Below are 17966 nucleotides of genomic sequence, written 5' to 3' on the forward strand. Positions count from 1 at the left end.
TAAGAGACAGCGACCACCCCGCGCCGTGGTCCGGCAGCCCGGCCGGCTGCGGGCGCCGGGACTCGCCGCGCAGGTAGTTGAGACAGTGGTTGGTCGCGATCCGGTACAGCCACGCCCGCAGCGACCGGCCGTCGAACCGCCCGATCGCCCGCCATGCCGCCAACAGGGCCTCCTGAAGCACGTCCTCGGCGTCCTGCACCGACCCGAGGATCCGGTAGCAGTGCGCCTGCAACTCGCGGCGGTAGGGGTCGATGAGCTCGCGGAAGGCCTCACCGTCCCCGGCCTGGGCCAGGGCGAGCGTCGCCTCGGTCATGGTGAGTCCTGTCCTTTCGTTCGGCCATCGGTTGCCCGGCCGCCTGAAAACCCGTCCAAAGAATGCAACACCGGCGGCGGCCCGGATTCATCGTCGGCGCGTCGGTGAATCGGCGCGACGGCCGGTGCTTCACCTGATGAGGACTTCACCAGCGACTCACCAGTGATCACCGGAGATACCCATGACCTCTGTAGACGGCAGAACAGACACCCGCGGCGCCGCGCCCGGAACACCCGCCCCACCCGGCACCCAACGCCCCTGGCGCGCGTTCGCCCTGCTCGCCGTGGCCTACTTCATGACGGCGGTCGACCTGCTGATCGTCAACGTCGCGCTCCCGACGCTCGGCACCAAGCTCCACTTCGCCGAGTCGGACCTCCAGTGGGTCGTGACCGCCTACGCCATCACCTTCGGCGGCTTCCTGCTCCTCGGCGGCCGGACCGCCGACCTGCTCGGCCGCCGGCGCATGTTCACCGCCGGGCTCGCGCTGTTCACCGCGGCCTCGCTGGCCTGCGCGCTGGCCACGAGCGGCACGTTCCTCATCGTCATGCGCGGGCTCCAGGGCCTGGGCGCCGCCGCAGTGTTGCCCGCTGCGTTGTCCATCGTGATGAACATGTTTCCCGAGGGCGCCGAACGCAACAAGGCGCTAGGCATCTGGGGCGCGGTCGGCGCCAGCGGAGCGACGTTCGGTGTGCTGGCCGGTGGCGCCCTGACCCGGTACGCCGGCTGGCCGTACATCTTCTACCTGAACGTCGTCATCGGCGGCGTCGCGCTGCTGCTGGTCCGCCGGGTCGTGCCGGAGAGCACGGTCGTACCGGAAGGCGGACAACTCGCCGCGGGCCGCCGCTACGATCCCCTCGGCGCCGTCACCGTGACCGGCGCCCTGGTGCTCGCGGTCTACGCGATCTCCCAGGCGCCGACCGTCGGCTGGACGGCCGCCCGGACCCTGGTCCTGCTCGCGTCGGCCGCGGTACTGCTGGCTGCGTTCGTCGTCGTCGAGGCCCGAGCGCAGGCGCCGCTGTTGCCGCTGCGGCTGTTCCGCCTGAAGACCCTGGCCGGATCCAACGCGGTCGGCTTCCTGCTCGGTGCCAGCTTCTACGGCTACATCTTCATCGGCACCCTGTACATGCAGCAGGTGCTCCACTACTCCGCGATGACGACCGGCCTGGCCTGGCTGACCGTCGGCCTGACCGGGGTCGTCCTCGCCGGCCCGGCCCAGATCCTGGTCACCCGCGCCTCGGTCCGGCTCGTGATGGCCGCCGGGATGACCCTGACCGGGGCCGGGATCCTGTGGGCGACCCAGGCCCCGGCGCACGGCGGCTTCCTGGCGAACCTGGCCGGCCCCTTCTTCCTGACCGGGACGGTCACCTGGGTGTTCATCCCGGTCTCGATCGGAGCCCTGGTCGGCGTCACCGAGCGCGACGCGGGCATCGCCTCCGGGCTCATCGACTCCTCGCAGCAGCTCGGCGGCGCGATCGGGATCGCGGTCGCCTCGACCGTGGCCGCCGCGCGCTCCCGCGCGATGCTCGGCCACGGCCGCGCCGCCGCAGACGCACTCACCGGCGGATTCCACCAGGCGCTGTGGGTCTGCGGCCTCGTCGGTCTGGCCGCCGTCCCGGTGGCGCTCCTGCTCGTCCGGGGCCTGTCGAATACAGAGGCGGGGACGGAGGCGGAGGCAGCGACGGCGTTGCCTGACTAGTCGGCGGCCCCCGAGATGGCCTCCGAGCCCGCCTCCGAGCCCGCCCCCGAACCCGTCGCCTTGTCGATGATCCAGGCCAGGTTGAACGCCTCCTCCTGCCAGGCCGTGTACCGCCCCGACCGCCCGCCGTGCCCGGCCTCCATCTCGGTCTTGAGCAGGAAGTCCGGCACGCCGCCGGCCTCGGCGCGCAGCCGGGCGATCCATTTGGCCGGCTCGTGGAAGCCGACGCGGGTGTCGTTGAGGCTGGTCACCGCGAGGATCGCCGGGTACTGCACGTCCGCGACGTTCTCGTAAGGGCTGTAGCCCTTCATGTACGCGTAGACCTCGGCGTCCTCGACCGGGTTGCCCCACTCCTCCCACTCCATGACGGTCAGCGGCAGGTCGGGGTCGAGGATCGTGTTGAGCGCGTCGACGAACGGGACCTCCGCGACGATCGCCCGGAAGTCCTCCGGCGCGAGGTTGGCGACGGCGCCCATCAGCAGCCCGCCGGCGCTGCCGCCGCGCGCGACCAGCCGGTCCCGACCGGTCCACCCGTCGGCGACCAGCTGCCGGGCGGCGGCGACGAAGTCGGTGAAGGTGTTGCGCTTGAGCAGGAGCTTGCCGTCCTCGTACCACTGCCGCCCCAGCTCGCCGCCGCCGCGGACGTGCGCGATCGCGAAGACGAACCCGCGGTCGAGCAGGCTCAGGCGCGGGATGGAGAAGTACGGGTCGATGGAGGCCTCGTAGGAGCCGTATCCGTACAGCACGCAGGGGTTCGAGCCGTCGGCGACGACGCCCCGCTTCCGTACGAGCGTCACCGGCACCCGCACGCCGTCCTGCGCGGTCGCCCAGACCCGCTCCTGCACGTAGTCGGCCGGGTCGTAGCCGCCGAGCACGGGCTGCTGCTTCAGCAGCGTCAGCTCGCCGGTCGCGACGTCGTAGTCGTAGACGCTCGACGGGGTGACCATGGAGGTGTAGTCGAGGCGGTAGCGCGTGGTGTCGTACTCGGGGTTCTTGTCCGGGCTGACCGTGCGGACCTGCTCGGGGAACTCGATCGGCGTGCCCTGCGCGGACGGGGTCCCGGTGGCCGCGTCGACCTTGTGCACGGCCAGGCCGGTGAGCCCGTCGCGCCGGTACGCGACGACGAGGTGGCCGGCGAAGGCCTCGACGTAGTCCAGGCGGACGCCCGGCTGGTACGCCACGAGCGGGGTCCACTCCGGGTCGTCGCCGAGCGCGGAGACCGGCACGGACGCGAGCTCGAAGTCGGTCTTCCCGTCGGCGTTGTGCAGGATCAGGAGCAGGTCGCGGGACGGATCGCCGGGATGGGCCCAGTGGTCGACCGAGTACTCGACCCCGTTGCGGCGCGGCGCGACGATCCGGAACTCGCCGGCCGGGTCGTCGGCGGCCAGCAGCCGCACCTCGCTGGTGATCTTCGAGCCGCAGAAGATCTCGATGAACCGCTCGCTGCGGGTGAGCCGGACGTCGACGTAGAACCGCTCGTCGTCCTCCTGCAGCACGATCTCGTCCTGCGCGGCCGGCGTCCCGAGCACGTGCCGGTAGACGCGGTGGGTCCGGAAGGAGTCGTTGATCGTGGTGTAGAAGAGCGTCGAGGCGTCGCGGGTCCACGCGATCGAGGTGTAGGTGTTGGCGACCTCGTCGGCGAAGTCCTCGCCGGTGGCCAGGTCCCGCACCTTGAGCGTGTAGCGTTCGTCGCCGGCGAAGTCGACCGAGTAGGCCAGGCGCAGGCCGTCGGGGGAGATCTCGAACCCGCCGAGGGAGAAGAACTCGTGTCCGTCGGCGATCACGTTGCCGTCGAGCAGGACATGCTCGCCGGGCAGCGCGGAGCCGTCCTCGGGCAGCGACGGCGGCGTCGGGCCGTCGGCGGCGACCCGGCAGTGGATCGCGTACTGAAGCCCCTCGACGTTGCGCGAGTAGTACCACCAGTCGCCCTTGCGGGTGGGGACCGACAGGTCGGTCTCCTTCGTCCGGCCCTTGATCTCCTGGAACACCGTCTCGCGCAGCTCGGCCAGCCCGGCCGTCGCGGCCTCGGTGAAGGCGTTCTCGTCCTTGAGGTACGCCAGGACGTCCGCGTCCTCCCCGTCGATCATCCAGGCGTAGGGATCGTTGACGACATCGCCGTGACGGGAACGTTCGTGGTCACGGCGGGCAGCTACCGGCGGCTTCATACCGGAAGTCTAGGTGGCGGCCGCCGCGTGGGGACTCCAAGCCGATCCACCGGCTCGCGAACCGACAAAGTCCGCGAACCGGCCAGGATGGTCCTCGCGTCAGCCGGCGAAGTCGATCCGGTTGTGGTCGTCCACCGCGCCGCTGCGCAGCTCGCTGTAGAGCTTGCCGGAGACGGTGTTCGCCGCGGTGACCGGGCTCGGCGGGGTCTCGTCCGAGCACACCGTGCCCGGCTGCGGGAGCGTCAGGTCGGCCAGGTACGTGGCGGTCGCGGCGGTCACGCACGCGCTGCGGCCGAAGGCGGTGTGGCCTTCGGCGTCGAAGGTCAGCAGTTCGGCGTTGTCGAACGTCTGGGACAGCGTGACGGCGTCCTGGTACGGGGTGTCAGGGTCCTTCGTCGTGCCGATGACGAGGATCGGCGCCGAGCCGGCCGCCCGGTAGGACCCGCTGTAGCGGCTGACCCGCTCCACCGGCCACTGGACGCACGCGGGCGCGCTGTTCTGGTCGTACATCGGCGGCGCGTAGGCCCACGGCGCGCCGAGCAGCGGGGCCGCGGCGGCCTCGGCCGTGACATTCCACTTCAGCAGCGACAGGCTGGTCGGGAACGCCCGATCGTTGCAGGAGACCACGGTGTTCGGGTTGAGCTGCGCCCAGCTGGCCGAGGACGGCGGCCGGAGCAGGAAGGAGCTCGGGTCGTGCTGCTGGGCCTGGCGCAGCGCCTGGCCGAACGCCGGCCAGATCGCCTTGCCGTCGTCCATGTTGAACAGCAGGCGGTACGCCAGGGTGAAGCCGTTCGCCTGCTGGCCGCTGGGCGCCGTCACCGGGTTGGCGTCCAGGTCGGCCTTGAGCGCGGTGAAGGCATCCTTGGCGTCGCCGTTGCCGAAGCCACACGTCGACTGGTTCTGGTCGCACCAGGTCAGGAAGTCGTTCATCGCCGAGTCCAGCGCGAGGTACTGCGGCCAATCGTATGCGTAGGGGGCGTTCGCGTAGTGGTTCGGGTCGTACGCGCCGTCCAGCGCCATGGCACGCACCCGGCTGGGGAACATGCTCGCGTACACGGTCCCGACGTACGTGCCGAACGACCGGCCGTAGAACGTGAGCTGCTGCTCGCCCAGCGCCTGACGGATCAGGTCGATGTCGCGGGCGACGTACTGCGTGCCGAACAGGCCGGCGGTGTCGCCGAGGTTCTTCACGCAGTTCTGGTCGTAGTCCGCCGCCACCCGCACGGCGGTGTCGAACGCGTCCGGCCCGGGCACGCCCTTGGTCGCGCTCACGGCCGCGCTGTACTGCGAGTCGGTGTAGCACACGACCGGCGAGCTGGTCTGGATGCCGCGCGGGTCGAAGCTGACCATGTCGAACTTGTTCTGCAGCTCAGTCGGCAGACTCCCCCAGCTGCTGCGGCCGAAGCTCAGCCCGCTGCTCCCAGGCCCGCCGGGCTCCATCCACAGCGTGCCCACCCGCTGGCTCGGGTCCGCGGCCAGGTGCCGGATGAGGTGCAGCGTGATGGTGCGGCCGTTCGGGTCGCGGTAGTCCAGCGGCACGGCCGCGTCGGAGCACTGGAAGCCGCCGCTGCAGTCGGTCCAGTTCAGTGTCGGCACCGGCGGCTGGTAGTCGTGCGGCGCGGCCGGGCTGGCGACGGCCATACCGGCCCCCAGGCCGGTGACGAGAACCGCTGCCGCCAGGATGGAGGTGAGTCGGCGCCCGGTCCGGGACCGAAGGTGGGTCTTCAAAGAACGACCTTTCTGGATGGCACAGAGGGCAGCCACGCTCGACGGCGTGGTTTGGTCAGCGACAGTAAAGCAGTAAACATAGACAGACTTCGGAGTTGTATACGTGTTGATGATCGAGCCCCACGGAGAGGCGCTGACAGATGTCTGAGAAGGCCGTCGCGCGGTCTGCCCTACAGCGGATCCTGATCACCGGGGCCGCCGGGGGAGTGGGCACGATCCTCCGCACCGGCTTGGCCGCGCTCGGCTGGACCGTCCGCTGTCTGGACCTGCGGATCCCGGACGACGCGGGCGACGCGGAGTGGGTCGTCGGCGACGTCACCGACTCGGCGACCGTCCTCGCGGCGATGGCGGACGTCGATATCGTCGTTCACCTCGCGGGGATCCCCAAGGAGGACCACTTCGCGGCGATCCTGCACACCAACATCGACGGGACTTACCAGGTCTTCGACGCCGCCGTCCGGGCTGGGGTGCCGCGCGTGCTGTACGCCAGCACCAACCACGTCGTCGGCTACTACCAGCGGGCCGCGTTCGCCGACCGGCCCCTCGGCACCGTGGACCGGACCCGGCCCGACACGCTTTACGGCGTGTCGAAGGCCTTCGGCGAAGCGCTCGGTTCCTACTACCACGACCGGCACGGCCTGCAGGTGGCGTGCGTCCGCATCGGCGCCCTGCTTGCCGAACCTCGGACCCGGCGGATGCTCGACACCTGGTTCAGCCCGGCGGACGCCGTCCGCCTCTTCCACGCGCTGGCCACCGCGCCGAACCTGGGCTACGAGATCGTCTACGGCGTCTCGGCGAACCCGACGGCCTGGGCCGATCCAGAACCCGGGCGACGGCTCGGCTACGTGCCGCAGGATGACTCCTCCGTCTTCGCCCACCGCTTCGCCGGTCTGCCGGTCGACCCCGACGATCCCGAAGTGCGCTTTCTCGGCGGCGACTTCACCACCGCGACCCCCGACTGACGGCGAGCGGCCGTGAGCCCCGCCATGACCATGAAGGTCACCCAAACAACCGCCGGACGTCACACGCACCGTGCACAATCAGCCCCATGACGACGACCGTGGGCGCGCCGCCCGCGCACAGCACGCCCGCCGCTCGTATACGCGGGTTCCTGACCAGCGTGATGACGGGGGCGGCGCTGACCGCCTTCATCAGCGGGTGCATCGCGCAGAGCGTGTCGCTGGTCGTCATAGGAGTGGCGCTGCTTCCGGCCTACGGCCTGCTCTACGCGCTGGTCACCTATCGAAGCCGGGCCCGCGCCCGCGCGGTCGTCGTCGAGCCGCACACGGCGCTGGCGATGATCGAGAGCCTGGAGGCCGTCGGCGGCGAGAGCAGCGACATACCGGTGCGCTTCGACCTGACCGTCGCCCCCGACGACGCGCGCGCCTACCGCGTCGAGATCCGGCAGGACATCAACCTCGTCGCGCTGCCGGACTACCGTCCGCGCGGGATCGTGGTCGTCGAGTACCCGCCGGACCGGCCGCTGAAGGTGCGGATCGTGAAGCAGCCGACCGCCGAGTGGGCCGAACGTGCGGCCACGGCGAGCCTGGACTCCGTACCCGGTCCGGCGCAGAAGGAGGAAACCCCCGCGAGCTGCACCGGCTGCCTCCTGGGGCTCCTCGGCCTGCTGGTCGGCGTCGGCGCCATCCTCGGCATCTTCCACACGGAAGTCTTCAACCAGGACAAGGGCACCGGCAACACGACGTCGTCCGTGTCCTCCACCGACTCCTCGTCCACCACGACCACGACCACCGTCACCTCCGACGTCGCCACGGTCACCGTCGGCCCCGGCGAATCACTGCTGGACCCCGGCGCCCTCCAGTCGGCCGTCGAATCGGTGACGCAGGACGGCGACAACCGCCCGGCCCTCACCGTCGTCATCCAGGACACCCGCCTGACCGTCGTCTTCGCCCCGAACGACGCCAAGATCGCCGGCTTCGACCCCCGCTCCCTGCCCTACACCCGCATCCCCGCCCTGGTCCACCAAGCCGAGAACACCCCCGGCATCGGCACCGTGAAGAGCTGGCAGATCAGCGCCGACGGCGCCACCGGCTCCGTCGCGCTCCGCGTCATCGCGATCGGCGACAAGGGCACCGCCACGCTGGTAGCGGACGGCCAGGGCAAGGTGCTGCAGCACAGCGGCGGCAGCTGACGCCGTACGCGCCGCCTCCTGACGGACAGCTCATCAGCACCGCGCGACGCTACCGCGACTATCCGTCAGTCCACTGGTGTCATCGCCGACGAATCGTGGAAAGCTACGGCCCGAGGCCACTTCACTGCCAGCACGTGGCCAGGCCGCGCGAAGGAGCGCAGGGGGTCCCATGAAACTCGTCATCACACGCGAACAGCAGGACATGAAGGGTGCGTTCGGGGGCCACAAGGGGGTCTCCTTCAAGCTCGGGTGCCGGCTCGAGCTCACGGCGGAGGAAACCGACCTCGTCAACCGCTACAAGCTCCAGGGGTACGCGCTGACGACCACCGTGTTCAACGGTCAGGAAGTGACGGGCACCAGCCTCGGGGCGCTCATCCAGGGGCAGTCGATGACGTTGAGCGACGTGACCACGCTCATCCATCAGGAGAACATCATCAAGGACTCCTGCGACCAGCTTCCGACGCTCTTCGAGCTGTGCCGGACGTTCGGCGGGCAGGAAGTCATCGAATACCCGCGCAAGCAGGGCAACGACTAGCGCGCCGGTCGGCGTTTTTGTCGGCGTCGGTTTCAGCTTCGGCATCAGCATCGGTGCTGGTGCGCGCCGTGCGGTCGTGCCACAATGACCCGGTCAGGAGCGAATCAGAAGCCTTATTCACTGGGGACGGATTCCATGACCGGATCGCGACGGCGCCCGACGGCGCTCGCAGTCACCGTGGCCAGCCGGTTCGCCCTCATCGGCGGCATCGCGAACGCGACGGCGGACTACCGGACCTACCGGGGCGCCTATTCGGTGATGTTCACCACCGAGGCAAGCTGCGCCGCCTCGAGCGCAGCCCGGAACGACCCGCCGGACGTGCTGAGCTACACCTGCTCCTAATACGCCACCGACCCGCGCAGCCCCAACAGCGCCGGCGGCGCCGGCTGGTACTACTACTACTACCGATACTCGATCGACTGAGCCTCCCGGGGCCGTCCGCGCCCCGACCGGATCAGATCTCCAGAGCCGAAACAGGCCCCTGCCGACGTGCGTCACCGACGCTCGTCACCGGCGGGGGCTTCGCCGTGCGCGCCGGAACAGCTGATCACCGCATAGATCGCCAAGACTGGTCCAGACCAAAACTTTGGTCTAGACCCTTGACCCGGGGTAGCCCCGGCGGTTCAATCCAAGTCGTGAACTAAGTCGTGAAGTAAAGCTCTGTCACAGCTCGACGCACGACTGACACCTCCCACGCAGGTCCACGAACGATATCCCCATGCCGCAGAGCAGTGTCGGTCTTCGCGAATCAATATCTGATCAACCTTCGAAGGGATCTTCCGTGATCCGGCGACTGCTGACCCGCTCCCGTGCCTCCTCCCTCGTCGTGGCGGCCTGCGTCGCGCTGGCCGTACCGACCGCCGCCGCCGCAACCTCCGCCGCCCCCGCCGACGTCACCAACTGCCAGCCGCAGGGCTCCATCAGCCTGGCCGGCGGCGAATACACGTTGCAGAGCAACGAATGGAACTCCTCCGCCCCGCAGTGCGTGACCGCCACGACCGGCACCGCCTGGACCGTGAGCACCGCGAACTTCAACCTCAGCGGCGGCGCCCCGGCCACCTACCCCTCGATCTACAAGGGCTGCCACTGGGGCGCCTGCACCACCAACAGCGGACTGCCGATCCAGGTCAGCCGGCTCGGCAGCGCGACCTCCTCCTGGTCCACGACGCAGCCCGCCGCCGGCGCGTACGACGTCGCCTATGACCTGTGGACCAACTCGGCGCCCACCACCGGCGGCCAACCGGACGACAGCGAGATCATGATCTGGCTCAACAGCCGCGGCGGCGTGTCGCCCTTCGGCTCGCAGACCGGCACGGTGTCCGCCGGCGGCCTGAACTGGAACGTCTACACCGGCCGCCAGAGCTCGTGGAACATCGTCTCCTACGTCCTGCAGGGCGGTGGCACCTCGGTCACCAACCTCGACGTCAAAGCCCTGATCAACGACTCGGTCCAGCGCGGCGTCACCGGCGCGAACTCCTACCTCATCGACGCCGAGGCCGGATTCGAGATCTGGCAGGGCGGCCAGGGCCTGGGTACGAACTCCTTCTCCTTCAACGCCACCCAGAGCTCGGGCGGCGGCGGAGGCGCGACCGGCCCGATCACCGGCATCGCCGGCAAGTGCGTCGACGTCGCCGGCGCGAACACCGCCAACGGCACGGCTGTCCAGCTCTACGACTGCAACGGCACCAACGCCCAGAAGTGGACCGTCGGCACCGACGGCACGATCCGCGCCCTCGGCAAGTGCCTGGACATCACCGCAGCCGGCACCGCAAACGGCACGCTGACCCAGCTCTACGACTGCAACGGTACCGCCGCACAGCAGTGGACCGCCGGTGCGAACAGCACCTTGAGAAACCCCAACTCAGGACGCTGCCTCGACGCCGCCGGCAACAGCAGCGCCAACGGCACCCGGCTCCAGATCTGGGACTGCGCCGGCGCCGCGAACCAGCAGTGGCACCTTCCCGGCTAGCCGTACCGCCAGCACCAAAAACGCACCGCCACCAGTACCGCCACCAGCACCGCTCGCCCAACCCGAAAGGCAGGAACGCCCGGATGAAGCACCTTAAAACACTGATACACAACGCCCGACACAGAACCCTGGCACTCTTCGGAGCCCTCGTCCTCGTCGCCGGCATCGGCATGAGCACGGCGAGCGTCGCCCAGGCCGCGAGCGGCACCGGCCAGATCACCGGCTACCAGGGCCTGTGCCTGGACGACCGCAGCGCCAGCACCGCGCAGTTCAACCCGATCCAGGTCTACACGTGCAACGGCACCGGCGCCCAGCAGTGGACCGTCGGCTCGAACGGCAGCCTGCAGGTCCTCGGCAACTGCCTGGACGTGAACGGCGCCGGCACCGCCAACGGCACGAAGGTCGACCTCTACACCTGCAACGGCACCGGCGCGCAGGTCTGGCAGCCCCAGTCGAACGGCGCCCTGCTCAACCCGAACTCCGGCAAGTGCTTGGACGACACCGGCTTCGGTGGCTCCGGGACCCAGGTTCAGATCTGGGCCTGCGCCGGCAGCGCCAACCAGTCCTGGAACCTCCCTGGCGGAGGCGGAGGCGGCGGAGGTGGCGGCGGGTTCGTCGTCAGCCAGGCCCAGTTCAACCAGATGTTCCCGAACCGGAACTCCTTCTACACGTACAGCGGCCTGGTCACCGCGCTGAACTCGTACCCCGCGTTCGCCACCACCGGTAGCGCCACGACGCAGCGGCAGGAGGCGGCGGCGTTCCTGGCCAACGTCGACCACGAGACCGGCGGCCTGGTCTACATCCGCGAGATCGACCAGTCCGGCAACTACTGCGCCAGCGAGTCCTACGGCTGCCCGGCCGGCACCTACCAGTACTACGGCCGCGGCCCGCTGCAGATCAGCTGGAACTTCAACTACTACGCGGCCGGCAACGCGCTGGGCATCGACCTGCTCGACAACCCCGACCAGGTGGCCACCAACGCCGCGATCTCCTGGCAGACCGCCCTGTGGTACTGGTTCACCGGGACCGGCAACGGCGGCGTGACGTCCCACAACGCGATGGTCAACGGCAACGGCTTCGGCGCCACCATCCGCGCCATCAACGACATCGAGTGCAACGGCGGCAACACCGCGGAGATGCAGGACCGCGTCAACGACTACCAGTCCTTCACCTCCATCCTCGGCGTCAGCCCCGGCGGCAACCTCACCTGCTGACGTACCCGTCAGCCGACACAGCGTTCTGAATAAACCCCCACAACCCGGTTCCTTGGCGGCCACACAGCCGCCAAGGGACCGGGCTTTTGGCCTGCGCCGCAGGCGTCGGAGTTGTGCAGAGCACCTTCGGCGAGAGAGCATCAGGGCTCTCTTTTTGCAGGAGATCCCTCAAAATTTGCGCCAAGGCGTTCGCTTCAGTCTTGACTTACGTCAATACTCAGATGAAGGTGTGCGGTGTGTCACACGGATGACACACACCCCGCGAGGCCGACGTCCTGGAGGTATCGGTGCTGCCCACGATCAGAACCCGACCACGAACGCGACTCCTGCTCGCGTTCCTGCTGGCGGTGGCGCTCGCGATACCGATGCTCGGTGCGGTCATCACGAAGGCCGCCGCCACCACGAACGCCGCCACCACAGCCAAGGCGGCGGCGTCCACGACCGCGCCGTGCGACATCTACGCCTCCGGCAGCACCCCGTGCGAGGCCGCGTACAGCACCACGCGGGCGATGTTCGGCTCCTACAACGGCCCGCTCTACCAAATCCAGCGTGCCTCGGACAACAGCACCCTGAACATCGGCCTGCAGGCGGCGGGCGGCGTCGCCAACTCCGCGCCGCAGGTCTCGTTCTGCTCCGGCACCACCTGCACGATCACCGTGCTCTACGACCAGACCGCGAACGCCAACAACATGCCGATCTCCCCCGGCAAGTCCTGCTCGGGCTGCTCCGGAGGACTCGGCGGCCCCGGCCCGAACGGCGCGGACATCGGCGCGAACGCGATGGCGCTGCCCATCACGATCGGCGGCCAGCAGGCCTTCGGCGTGCTCGTCAACAGCGTCGGCACCGGGTACCGGAACAACGCGGCCAAGAACGTGCCCACCGGCTCGCAGCCCGAGGGCTTGTACATGCTGACGTCGTCCAACCTGACCAGCGCCAGCTGCTGCTTCGACTTCGGCTCGGCCGAGACCAACGACAGCGACGACGGCAACGCCACGATGAACGCGATCTACTACGGCGGCGCCTGCTGGACCGGCGGCTGCTCGGGCCCCGGCCCCTGGGTCGGCGGCGACCTGGAGAACGGCATGTACTTCAGCGCCGCGGGTCCCAACCCCACGAACATCCCCAGCGAGACCGGCTCGTTCGTCACCGCCTGGGAGAAGAACAACGGGACCACCAACTTCACGCTCAAATACGGCAACGGGCAATCCGGCGGCCTGAACCAGGCCTACTCCGGAGCGTTGCCGAGCCCGGGCTACAACCCGATGAAGGTGCAGAACTCGATCGAGCTCGGCACCGGTGGCGACAACAGCGACCTGGGCAAGGGTGAGTTCTTCGAGGGCGCCGTCACGGCTGGCTTCCCCTCTGACGCGACCGAGAACGCGGTGCAGGCGAACGTCACCGCCGCCGGCTACGCCAACAACAACACCACGTTCACGACCAGCGCCTCCGTCGTCAGCTTGAAGGCGCACGCCAACGGCAAGTACGTCGACGCCGCCAACAACACCACGCCGCTGATCGCGGACGCGACCTCGATCGGCAAGGCCGAGGAGTTCGAGGTGGTGACGGGCACCGACGGCACCGTGAACCTGAAGGCGCTGGCCGCGAACAGCTGGGTGACCGCCGACAACGACGGCGCCGCACCGCTGATCGCCAACCGCGGCGGGGTCGGCAACTGGGAGGTCTTCGGCCTGATCCGCAACGCCGACGGCAGCGTCAGCCTGCGTTCCTACACGAACCAGAACATCGTCACCGCCGACAACGCCGGCGCTTCGCCGCTGATCGCCAACCGCACCGCGATCGGGCCCTGGGAGGAGTTCGACCTCGTCGCCGACACCGTCCCGGTCAGCCTGCGTGCCCACGCGAACAACGACTACGTGACCGCCGAGAACGCCGGCGCCGCGCCGCTGATCGCGAACCGCACCGCCATCGGGCCGTGGGAGACCTTCGACCTGATCCCGAACAGCGACGGCAGCGTCAGCCTCCGGGCCCACGCCGACAGCGACATCGTGACCGCGGACAACGCCGGCGCGTCGCCGCTGATCGCCAACCGCACCTCGATCGGGCCGTGGGAGGAGTTCGACCTGATCGCCAACGGCATCGGGAGCGTGACGCTGCGTTCTCATGCGAACAAGGACTACGTGACCGCGCCGAACGGCGGGGCCTCGTCGCTGATCGCCAGCTCGACGTCGATCGGCCAGGCGGAGCAGTTCGACCTCGACTTCGACTGACGCCCCGGGTCCCGTCTCGGGTCCGGTCTAGGCTCCGGTCCATCGAGGACCGACCACCGAGGACCGACCATCGTGCTCAGCTCGGGCCCACGCCCGAGCTGAGCCGTTTTGGCCTGGCATGTCGTCCCGTATGATCGTCGGCGTTGCCGCCACGCCGACCGGCTGGGGCGCTGCAGGCGGGGGAGTCCTATGGCGCGGTTGCGAACCTCGAAGGTCACGAAACCGACGCCCCGCCAGGCGCGGAGCATGGGCTGGGGCTTCGCGGTCGCCGCGCTCCTGACCACGGCCGGCCTCGGGTGGCTCGCCGTGGTCTACTCCCACCAGCGCTCAGAGCTGGCCGCGTTCAAAGCGGCACCGGTCTGCGCGGCCTACATACAACCAGCCAGCATCGTCCCGTGCCGCCCGGTCCAGCGGGCGACCGTCCTGCAGTCCGCTCACCACGGCGGCGGCAAAGGCGGCGGCTACACCGAGGTCGACCTGCAAACCGGGCCCGACGAACTGGTCACGGCAAGGATCGTCGGCGCCTCGCCACCCCCGGACGGCGAAACCGTCGCCATCGCCTGGTGGCACGGAGCACCCGCCGTCATCCAGCCCACGATGCCGGGCAGCGCCCCGATCCCGACCGAAGAGGGCCCGCAGTGGGGCGTCCCCAACGATGCGACCGGGATCCTGCTCCTGCTGGCCTTCATCCTCGGCTTCGGCGCCATCGCCTGGGGCTTCCTGACGTACTACACGATGTCCCGCCGCCGTGCACTGCCCGTGCACTTGGTCGCGGCGGCCTCGTTCGCGGTCGTCGTGACCTTGCGGCTCCAGGACGACTACGGCGCGCTGCTGACGACGGCCTACGTCGTGCCGCCGCTGTTCCTCGTCGCGGCGATCGGATGGCTTCTGCCGACCCGCTGAAAGGCATACGCGATCGCAGCCGTGCCCGCCGCGCAGGGGCATGAGCAAACGAGATACGGCCTCCCAGCGGATCGCCGCCGGAAGGCCGTACCGTCGCAGTGCTATGACTCGTGCCGTGACTCGTGCCGTGACTTACCGATCACCGCTGCCGATCCCTGCCGATCCCTACCACCGCGAGGCGATGGCGCCCGTGGTCGGGTTCAGGATGACGCGGTTGGACACGTCGCGGTCCCAGAAGTTGAACATGTTGTCGATGGAGCCGGCCTTGGCGTCGAACGAGCCGTTGCCGACCTTGCCCAGGCTCCAGTTGTTCTCCACGAACTGCAGGATGGAGGCCTGCGAGACCTGGTTGTGACTGATGTAGTTCTGCTTGCTGAACGGCGAGATGACCAGCAGCGGCTGGCGCGGGCCGACGCCGCAGCGGTCCGCCTGGCCCTGGACCGGGGCGGCCGCGGTGCAGGCCGGGGAGTTGTCCAGCGCGGTGTTCGAGCCGCTGACGATCTTGCCGGACTGGTGGTCGTACCAGCCGTCGGAGTCGTCGTAGGCGATGACGATCGCGGTGTCGCGCCACTCCGGGGACTTCTGGATGGCGTTGATCTCGGTCGCCAGGAAGTGCTGCTCGTCCAGCGGGTCGGAGTAGCCGGCGTGGCCGTCCTGGTACTCGGCGGCCTTCAGGAAGCTGACGGCCGGCAGGTGGCCGGTGTTCAGCGCGGTGGAGAAGGCGGTCAGGTCGTACTCGTGGTTCGCCTGGTCGGTCTTGCCGATCATCGACGGCTTCGACGGCGGCAGGTGGTGCGGGTTCGACGTCGACTTGTAGTACTCGAACGGGTTGTGGTGCGGCGAGTAGTCGGCCGAGGAGTTGCCGCCGATGTTCTTGCTCGTGGCGCCGCACTGCGCGTAGCCGTTCGCCGAGCTGCTCGCGGCGGTGGTCGGCGCGAAGCCGCCCTGGAACCAGCCCCAGGTGACGTTCTTCTTGTTGAGCAGGTCGCCGACGTTCGGGCCGGACAGCGCGGCCAGCGGCGAGGTCGAGGCGTGACCGTTGTCCGAGCAGTCGTCGTACGCCGGGTCCGCGTCGGTGAACAGCGTGCCGACGCCGGAGGCGTTCGGGGCGCCGATGAACGAGGCCGTGACCGGCTGGCCGGTGGTGGAGTTCACCGCGGTGGCGCCGTAGGTCTGGCCGGAGATCAGGTTCAGCGCGCCGGGGGTCGAGGGGCCGAACACGTCGCTGAAGGAGTTGTCGCTCATCGCGTAGTTCTGAGCGTAGTTCCACAGGCCGGTGACGGTGTTGCCGTCGTAGTAGTCCATGACCAGGCCCGGGGCGCCGTACAGGATCGGCTGGCCGGTGCACGTGGAGACGTTGGTGCTCTGGACGTACTGGTCGTTCTTGCCGTTGTCCGAAGCCTTCTGCTCGGCCGTGTAGCCGTGGTTCTGGTCGCAGGTGAGCGCCTGGCCCGGGGTCAGCCGCTGCGGGTTGTACTGGTTCGGGTTGGCCGTCAGCAGCGAGGGGCTCAGGCCGTTCGACTTCGGCGTGTCCCGCTTGGCGGTGAACGTCGTGCCCTGGCCGTCGTTCGCGGCCTTCGGGTAGGTGCCGAAGTAGTGGTCGTAGGAGACGTTCTCGTCGAACAGGACGACCACGTGCTTGATGGGGGTGCTGGTGTGCTGGTCACCGCTGCCGTCGTGGCCGTGGTGCCAGCCGTAGCCGGACGCGAAGGCGGTCGGGGTGGCGACAAGACCGATCACCGCGGCTGCGGCGGTGGGCAGGACCCACTTCCGGCTGATCAGTCGTTTCTTGCTCTGCGACATCGGATCTTCTCCCTGAGAGACGGTCTTGCCAGTTTTCGCGGGGCCAGTCTCGACAACGGCAATGAACGGGCCGGGAAGCTCGTGAGAACTCTGGACATGGACCGCCGACACTTCAGTTCGATGCCCCGGATCAATAGGCCGATGACCCGGATCAATGCCTCAGACCGCTACTTCAGGTCAACAATGCCGACCCGAAGAAGTCAGAACCGGATGAAACGCCGGGGAGCACCAGGAAGTACCCGCCCCCGAACGGCGAGATGTAGTCGTCCAACGGCTCTCCGCTCAGGCGGTTCTGCACGGTCTCGAACTGCCGCTTCACATCCTGCTGGTAACACGTGAAGATCAGGCCCATGTCGAGGTTGCCGTTCGGGTCCACGCCGCGGTCGTAGTTGTACCCGCGCCGCAGGATCCGCGAGTCGTCGGTGGCCGCGGTGCGCGGATTGGCCAGCCGGATGTGGCTGGTCAGCGGGATCGTCTCGCCGACGGCGTCGTTGGAGTAGTCGGGCGCGTCGGCCTCGGTGTGCCCGGACAGCGGGGCGCCGCTGCCGCGCCGGCGCCCGAACATGTTCTCCTGCTCCCCGAGCGAGACCCGGTCCCAGAACTCGGTCAGCATCCGGATCAGCCGCACGCTGAGATAGCTCCCGCCGACCGCCCACGCCGGGTTCTTCGCCGGGTCCACCCACACCAGCCGGTTCATCTGCGCGGGGTCGGCGACGTCGGGGTTGGCGATGCCGTCCTTGAACCCGAAGTGGTTGCGCGGCGTGCCGGAGGGGCGCGGAGGGCTGACGAAGCCGTCGACGCGCCAGCGGATCTGCGCGGCTCCGCGGAGGCTGCGCATGATGTCGCGCAGCGCGTGCAGCACGGTGTCGCCGTGGTCGGCGGACAGTTGCAGGCTCAGGTCGCCGTGGCACTGCGCCTGGTCCAGGTCGTCGTTGGCGAAGACCGGCATCGGGAACAGCCCCGCGGGCTTGCGCGCGGCCAGGCCGAAGCGGTCGTCGAACAGCGTGGAGCCGACGCCGAGGGTCACGGTGAGGTTGTCGGCGGCGACCTCCGGCCCGAGCGTGCCGGAGTCGGTCGGCGGCCCGCTGACGCCGGCCTGGTCCGGCAGGCCCCCGGCGGTGAGGAACGCGGCGCGGGCGGTGAGGGTGCGGAACAGGTCGGTGAGGCCGTGCTTGTCGGTCGCGGTGACGTCGAGCGCGAGCATGATCGTGGCCGGGGCGGCACCGCGGAGGACGGCGGCTTGGTGCGGGCCGTGGAAGG

General features: G+C 69.2%; 14 protein-coding genes. 9 read left to right on the forward strand and 5 right to left on the reverse strand.

Translation table 11 applies throughout. The features are described from left to right. The coding region (locus GWK61_RS41125; protein WP_194917150.1) for a sigma-70 family RNA polymerase sigma factor at positions 1-313 on the reverse strand (313 nt) is incomplete at its 3' end. 181 nt (positions 314-494) lie between these two features. On the opposite strand from GWK61_RS41125, the gene GWK61_RS41130 reads away from it, so the two are divergent. Continuing rightward, positions 495-2009: an MFS transporter gene (locus tag GWK61_RS41130; RefSeq protein WP_194917151.1), complete on the forward strand. Its 1515-nt coding sequence runs from the start codon at positions 495-497 to the stop codon at positions 2007-2009. On the opposite strand, the gene GWK61_RS41135 is transcribed toward GWK61_RS41130, so the two are convergent. Continuing rightward, the gene (locus GWK61_RS41135; RefSeq protein ID WP_194917152.1) at positions 2006-4174 is read right to left on the reverse strand and encodes a S9 family peptidase; all 2169 of its coding nucleotides are present in this window, start codon (positions 4172-4174) and stop codon (positions 2006-2008) included. The genes GWK61_RS41130 and GWK61_RS41135 overlap by 4 nt on opposite strands. A gap of 99 nt (positions 4175-4273) precedes the next feature. Next, complete coding sequence (locus tag GWK61_RS41140; RefSeq protein WP_194917162.1) at positions 4274-5815, reverse strand: alpha/beta fold hydrolase; 1542 nt, start codon at positions 5813-5815, stop codon at positions 4274-4276. A 227-nt stretch (positions 5816-6042) separates the two neighbouring features. Between GWK61_RS41140 and GWK61_RS41145 the strand changes: the two genes are divergently transcribed. From GWK61_RS41145 to GWK61_RS41180, 8 genes are all read left to right on the forward strand, one after another. After that, positions 6043-6864 (forward strand): NAD-dependent epimerase/dehydratase family protein, encoded by an 822-nt coding sequence (locus GWK61_RS41145; protein WP_194917153.1) that lies wholly within the window; start codon positions 6043-6045, stop codon positions 6862-6864. A gap of 86 nt (positions 6865-6950) precedes the next feature. Then, positions 6951-8054: a hypothetical protein gene (locus GWK61_RS41150; RefSeq protein ID WP_194917154.1), complete on the forward strand. Its 1104-nt coding sequence runs from the start codon at positions 6951-6953 to the stop codon at positions 8052-8054. Positions 8055-8223: 169 nt separating this feature from the next. Further along, on the forward strand, positions 8224-8589 hold the full coding sequence (locus tag GWK61_RS41155; protein ID WP_194917155.1) for a hypothetical protein: 366 nt from the start codon (positions 8224-8226) through the stop codon (positions 8587-8589). A 135-nt stretch (positions 8590-8724) separates the two neighbouring features. Then, positions 8725-8931: a hypothetical protein gene (locus GWK61_RS41160; protein WP_194917156.1), complete on the forward strand. Its 207-nt coding sequence runs from the start codon at positions 8725-8727 to the stop codon at positions 8929-8931. A gap of 439 nt (positions 8932-9370) precedes the next feature. Next, positions 9371-10558 carry a GH12 family glycosyl hydrolase domain-containing protein gene (locus GWK61_RS41165; RefSeq protein WP_323747988.1) on the forward strand — a complete coding sequence of 396 codons (1188 nt, stop codon included), beginning with the start codon at positions 9371-9373 and terminating at the stop codon, positions 10556-10558. Between the two features lie 83 nt (positions 10559-10641). Beyond that, the gene (locus GWK61_RS41170; RefSeq protein ID WP_194917158.1) at positions 10642-11772 is read left to right on the forward strand and encodes a glycoside hydrolase family 19 protein; all 1131 of its coding nucleotides are present in this window, start codon (positions 10642-10644) and stop codon (positions 11770-11772) included. 365 nt (positions 11773-12137) lie between these two features. Then, on the forward strand, positions 12138-14000 hold the full coding sequence (locus GWK61_RS41175; RefSeq protein ID WP_194917163.1) for an arabinofuranosidase catalytic domain-containing protein: 1863 nt from the start codon (positions 12138-12140) through the stop codon (positions 13998-14000). Between the two features lie 189 nt (positions 14001-14189). Continuing rightward, complete coding sequence (locus GWK61_RS41180; protein WP_194917159.1) at positions 14190-14903, forward strand: hypothetical protein; 714 nt, start codon at positions 14190-14192, stop codon at positions 14901-14903. Positions 14904-15068: 165 nt separating this feature from the next. Here the strand turns inward: GWK61_RS41180 and GWK61_RS41185 are convergent, their stop codons facing one another. Together GWK61_RS41185 and GWK61_RS41190 are read right to left on the reverse strand one after the other, a co-directional pair. Beyond that, positions 15069-16706 (reverse strand): phospholipase C, encoded by a 1638-nt coding sequence (locus tag GWK61_RS41185; protein ID WP_194917160.1) that lies wholly within the window; start codon positions 16704-16706, stop codon positions 15069-15071. A gap of 172 nt (positions 16707-16878) precedes the next feature. Beyond that, positions 16879-17966 (reverse strand): Dyp-type peroxidase (locus GWK61_RS41190; protein WP_194917161.1); only part of this gene is annotated, 1088 nt, incomplete at its 5' end.

Source organism: Catenulispora rubra (genome assembly GCF_015356825.1).
GTDB classification, from domain to species: Bacteria; Actinomycetota; Actinomycetes; order Streptomycetales; family Catenulisporaceae; genus Catenulispora; species Catenulispora rubra.

Coding starts and splice junctions, on each gene's coding strand:
- GWK61_RS41130 (WP_194917151.1), top strand. CDS start 495: ATGACCTCTGTAGACGGCAGAACAGACACCCGCGGCGCCGCGCCCGGA.
- GWK61_RS41135 (WP_194917152.1), bottom strand. CDS start 4,174: ATGAAGCCGCCGGTAGCTGCCCGCCGTGACCACGAACGTTCCCGTCAC.
- GWK61_RS41140 (WP_194917162.1), bottom strand. CDS start 5,815: ATGGCCGTCGCCAGCCCGGCCGCGCCGCACGACTACCAGCCGCCGGTG.
- GWK61_RS41145 (WP_194917153.1), top strand. CDS start 6,043: ATGTCTGAGAAGGCCGTCGCGCGGTCTGCCCTACAGCGGATCCTGATC.
- GWK61_RS41150 (WP_194917154.1), top strand. CDS start 6,951: ATGACGACGACCGTGGGCGCGCCGCCCGCGCACAGCACGCCCGCCGCT.
- GWK61_RS41155 (WP_194917155.1), top strand. CDS start 8,224: ATGAAACTCGTCATCACACGCGAACAGCAGGACATGAAGGGTGCGTTC.
- GWK61_RS41160 (WP_194917156.1), top strand. CDS start 8,725: ATGACCGGATCGCGACGGCGCCCGACGGCGCTCGCAGTCACCGTGGCC.
- GWK61_RS41170 (WP_194917158.1), top strand. CDS start 10,642: ATGAAGCACCTTAAAACACTGATACACAACGCCCGACACAGAACCCTG.
- GWK61_RS41175 (WP_194917163.1), top strand. CDS start 12,138: ATGCTCGGTGCGGTCATCACGAAGGCCGCCGCCACCACGAACGCCGCC.
- GWK61_RS41180 (WP_194917159.1), top strand. CDS start 14,190: ATGGCGCGGTTGCGAACCTCGAAGGTCACGAAACCGACGCCCCGCCAG.
- GWK61_RS41185 (WP_194917160.1), bottom strand. CDS start 16,706: ATGTCGCAGAGCAAGAAACGACTGATCAGCCGGAAGTGGGTCCTGCCC.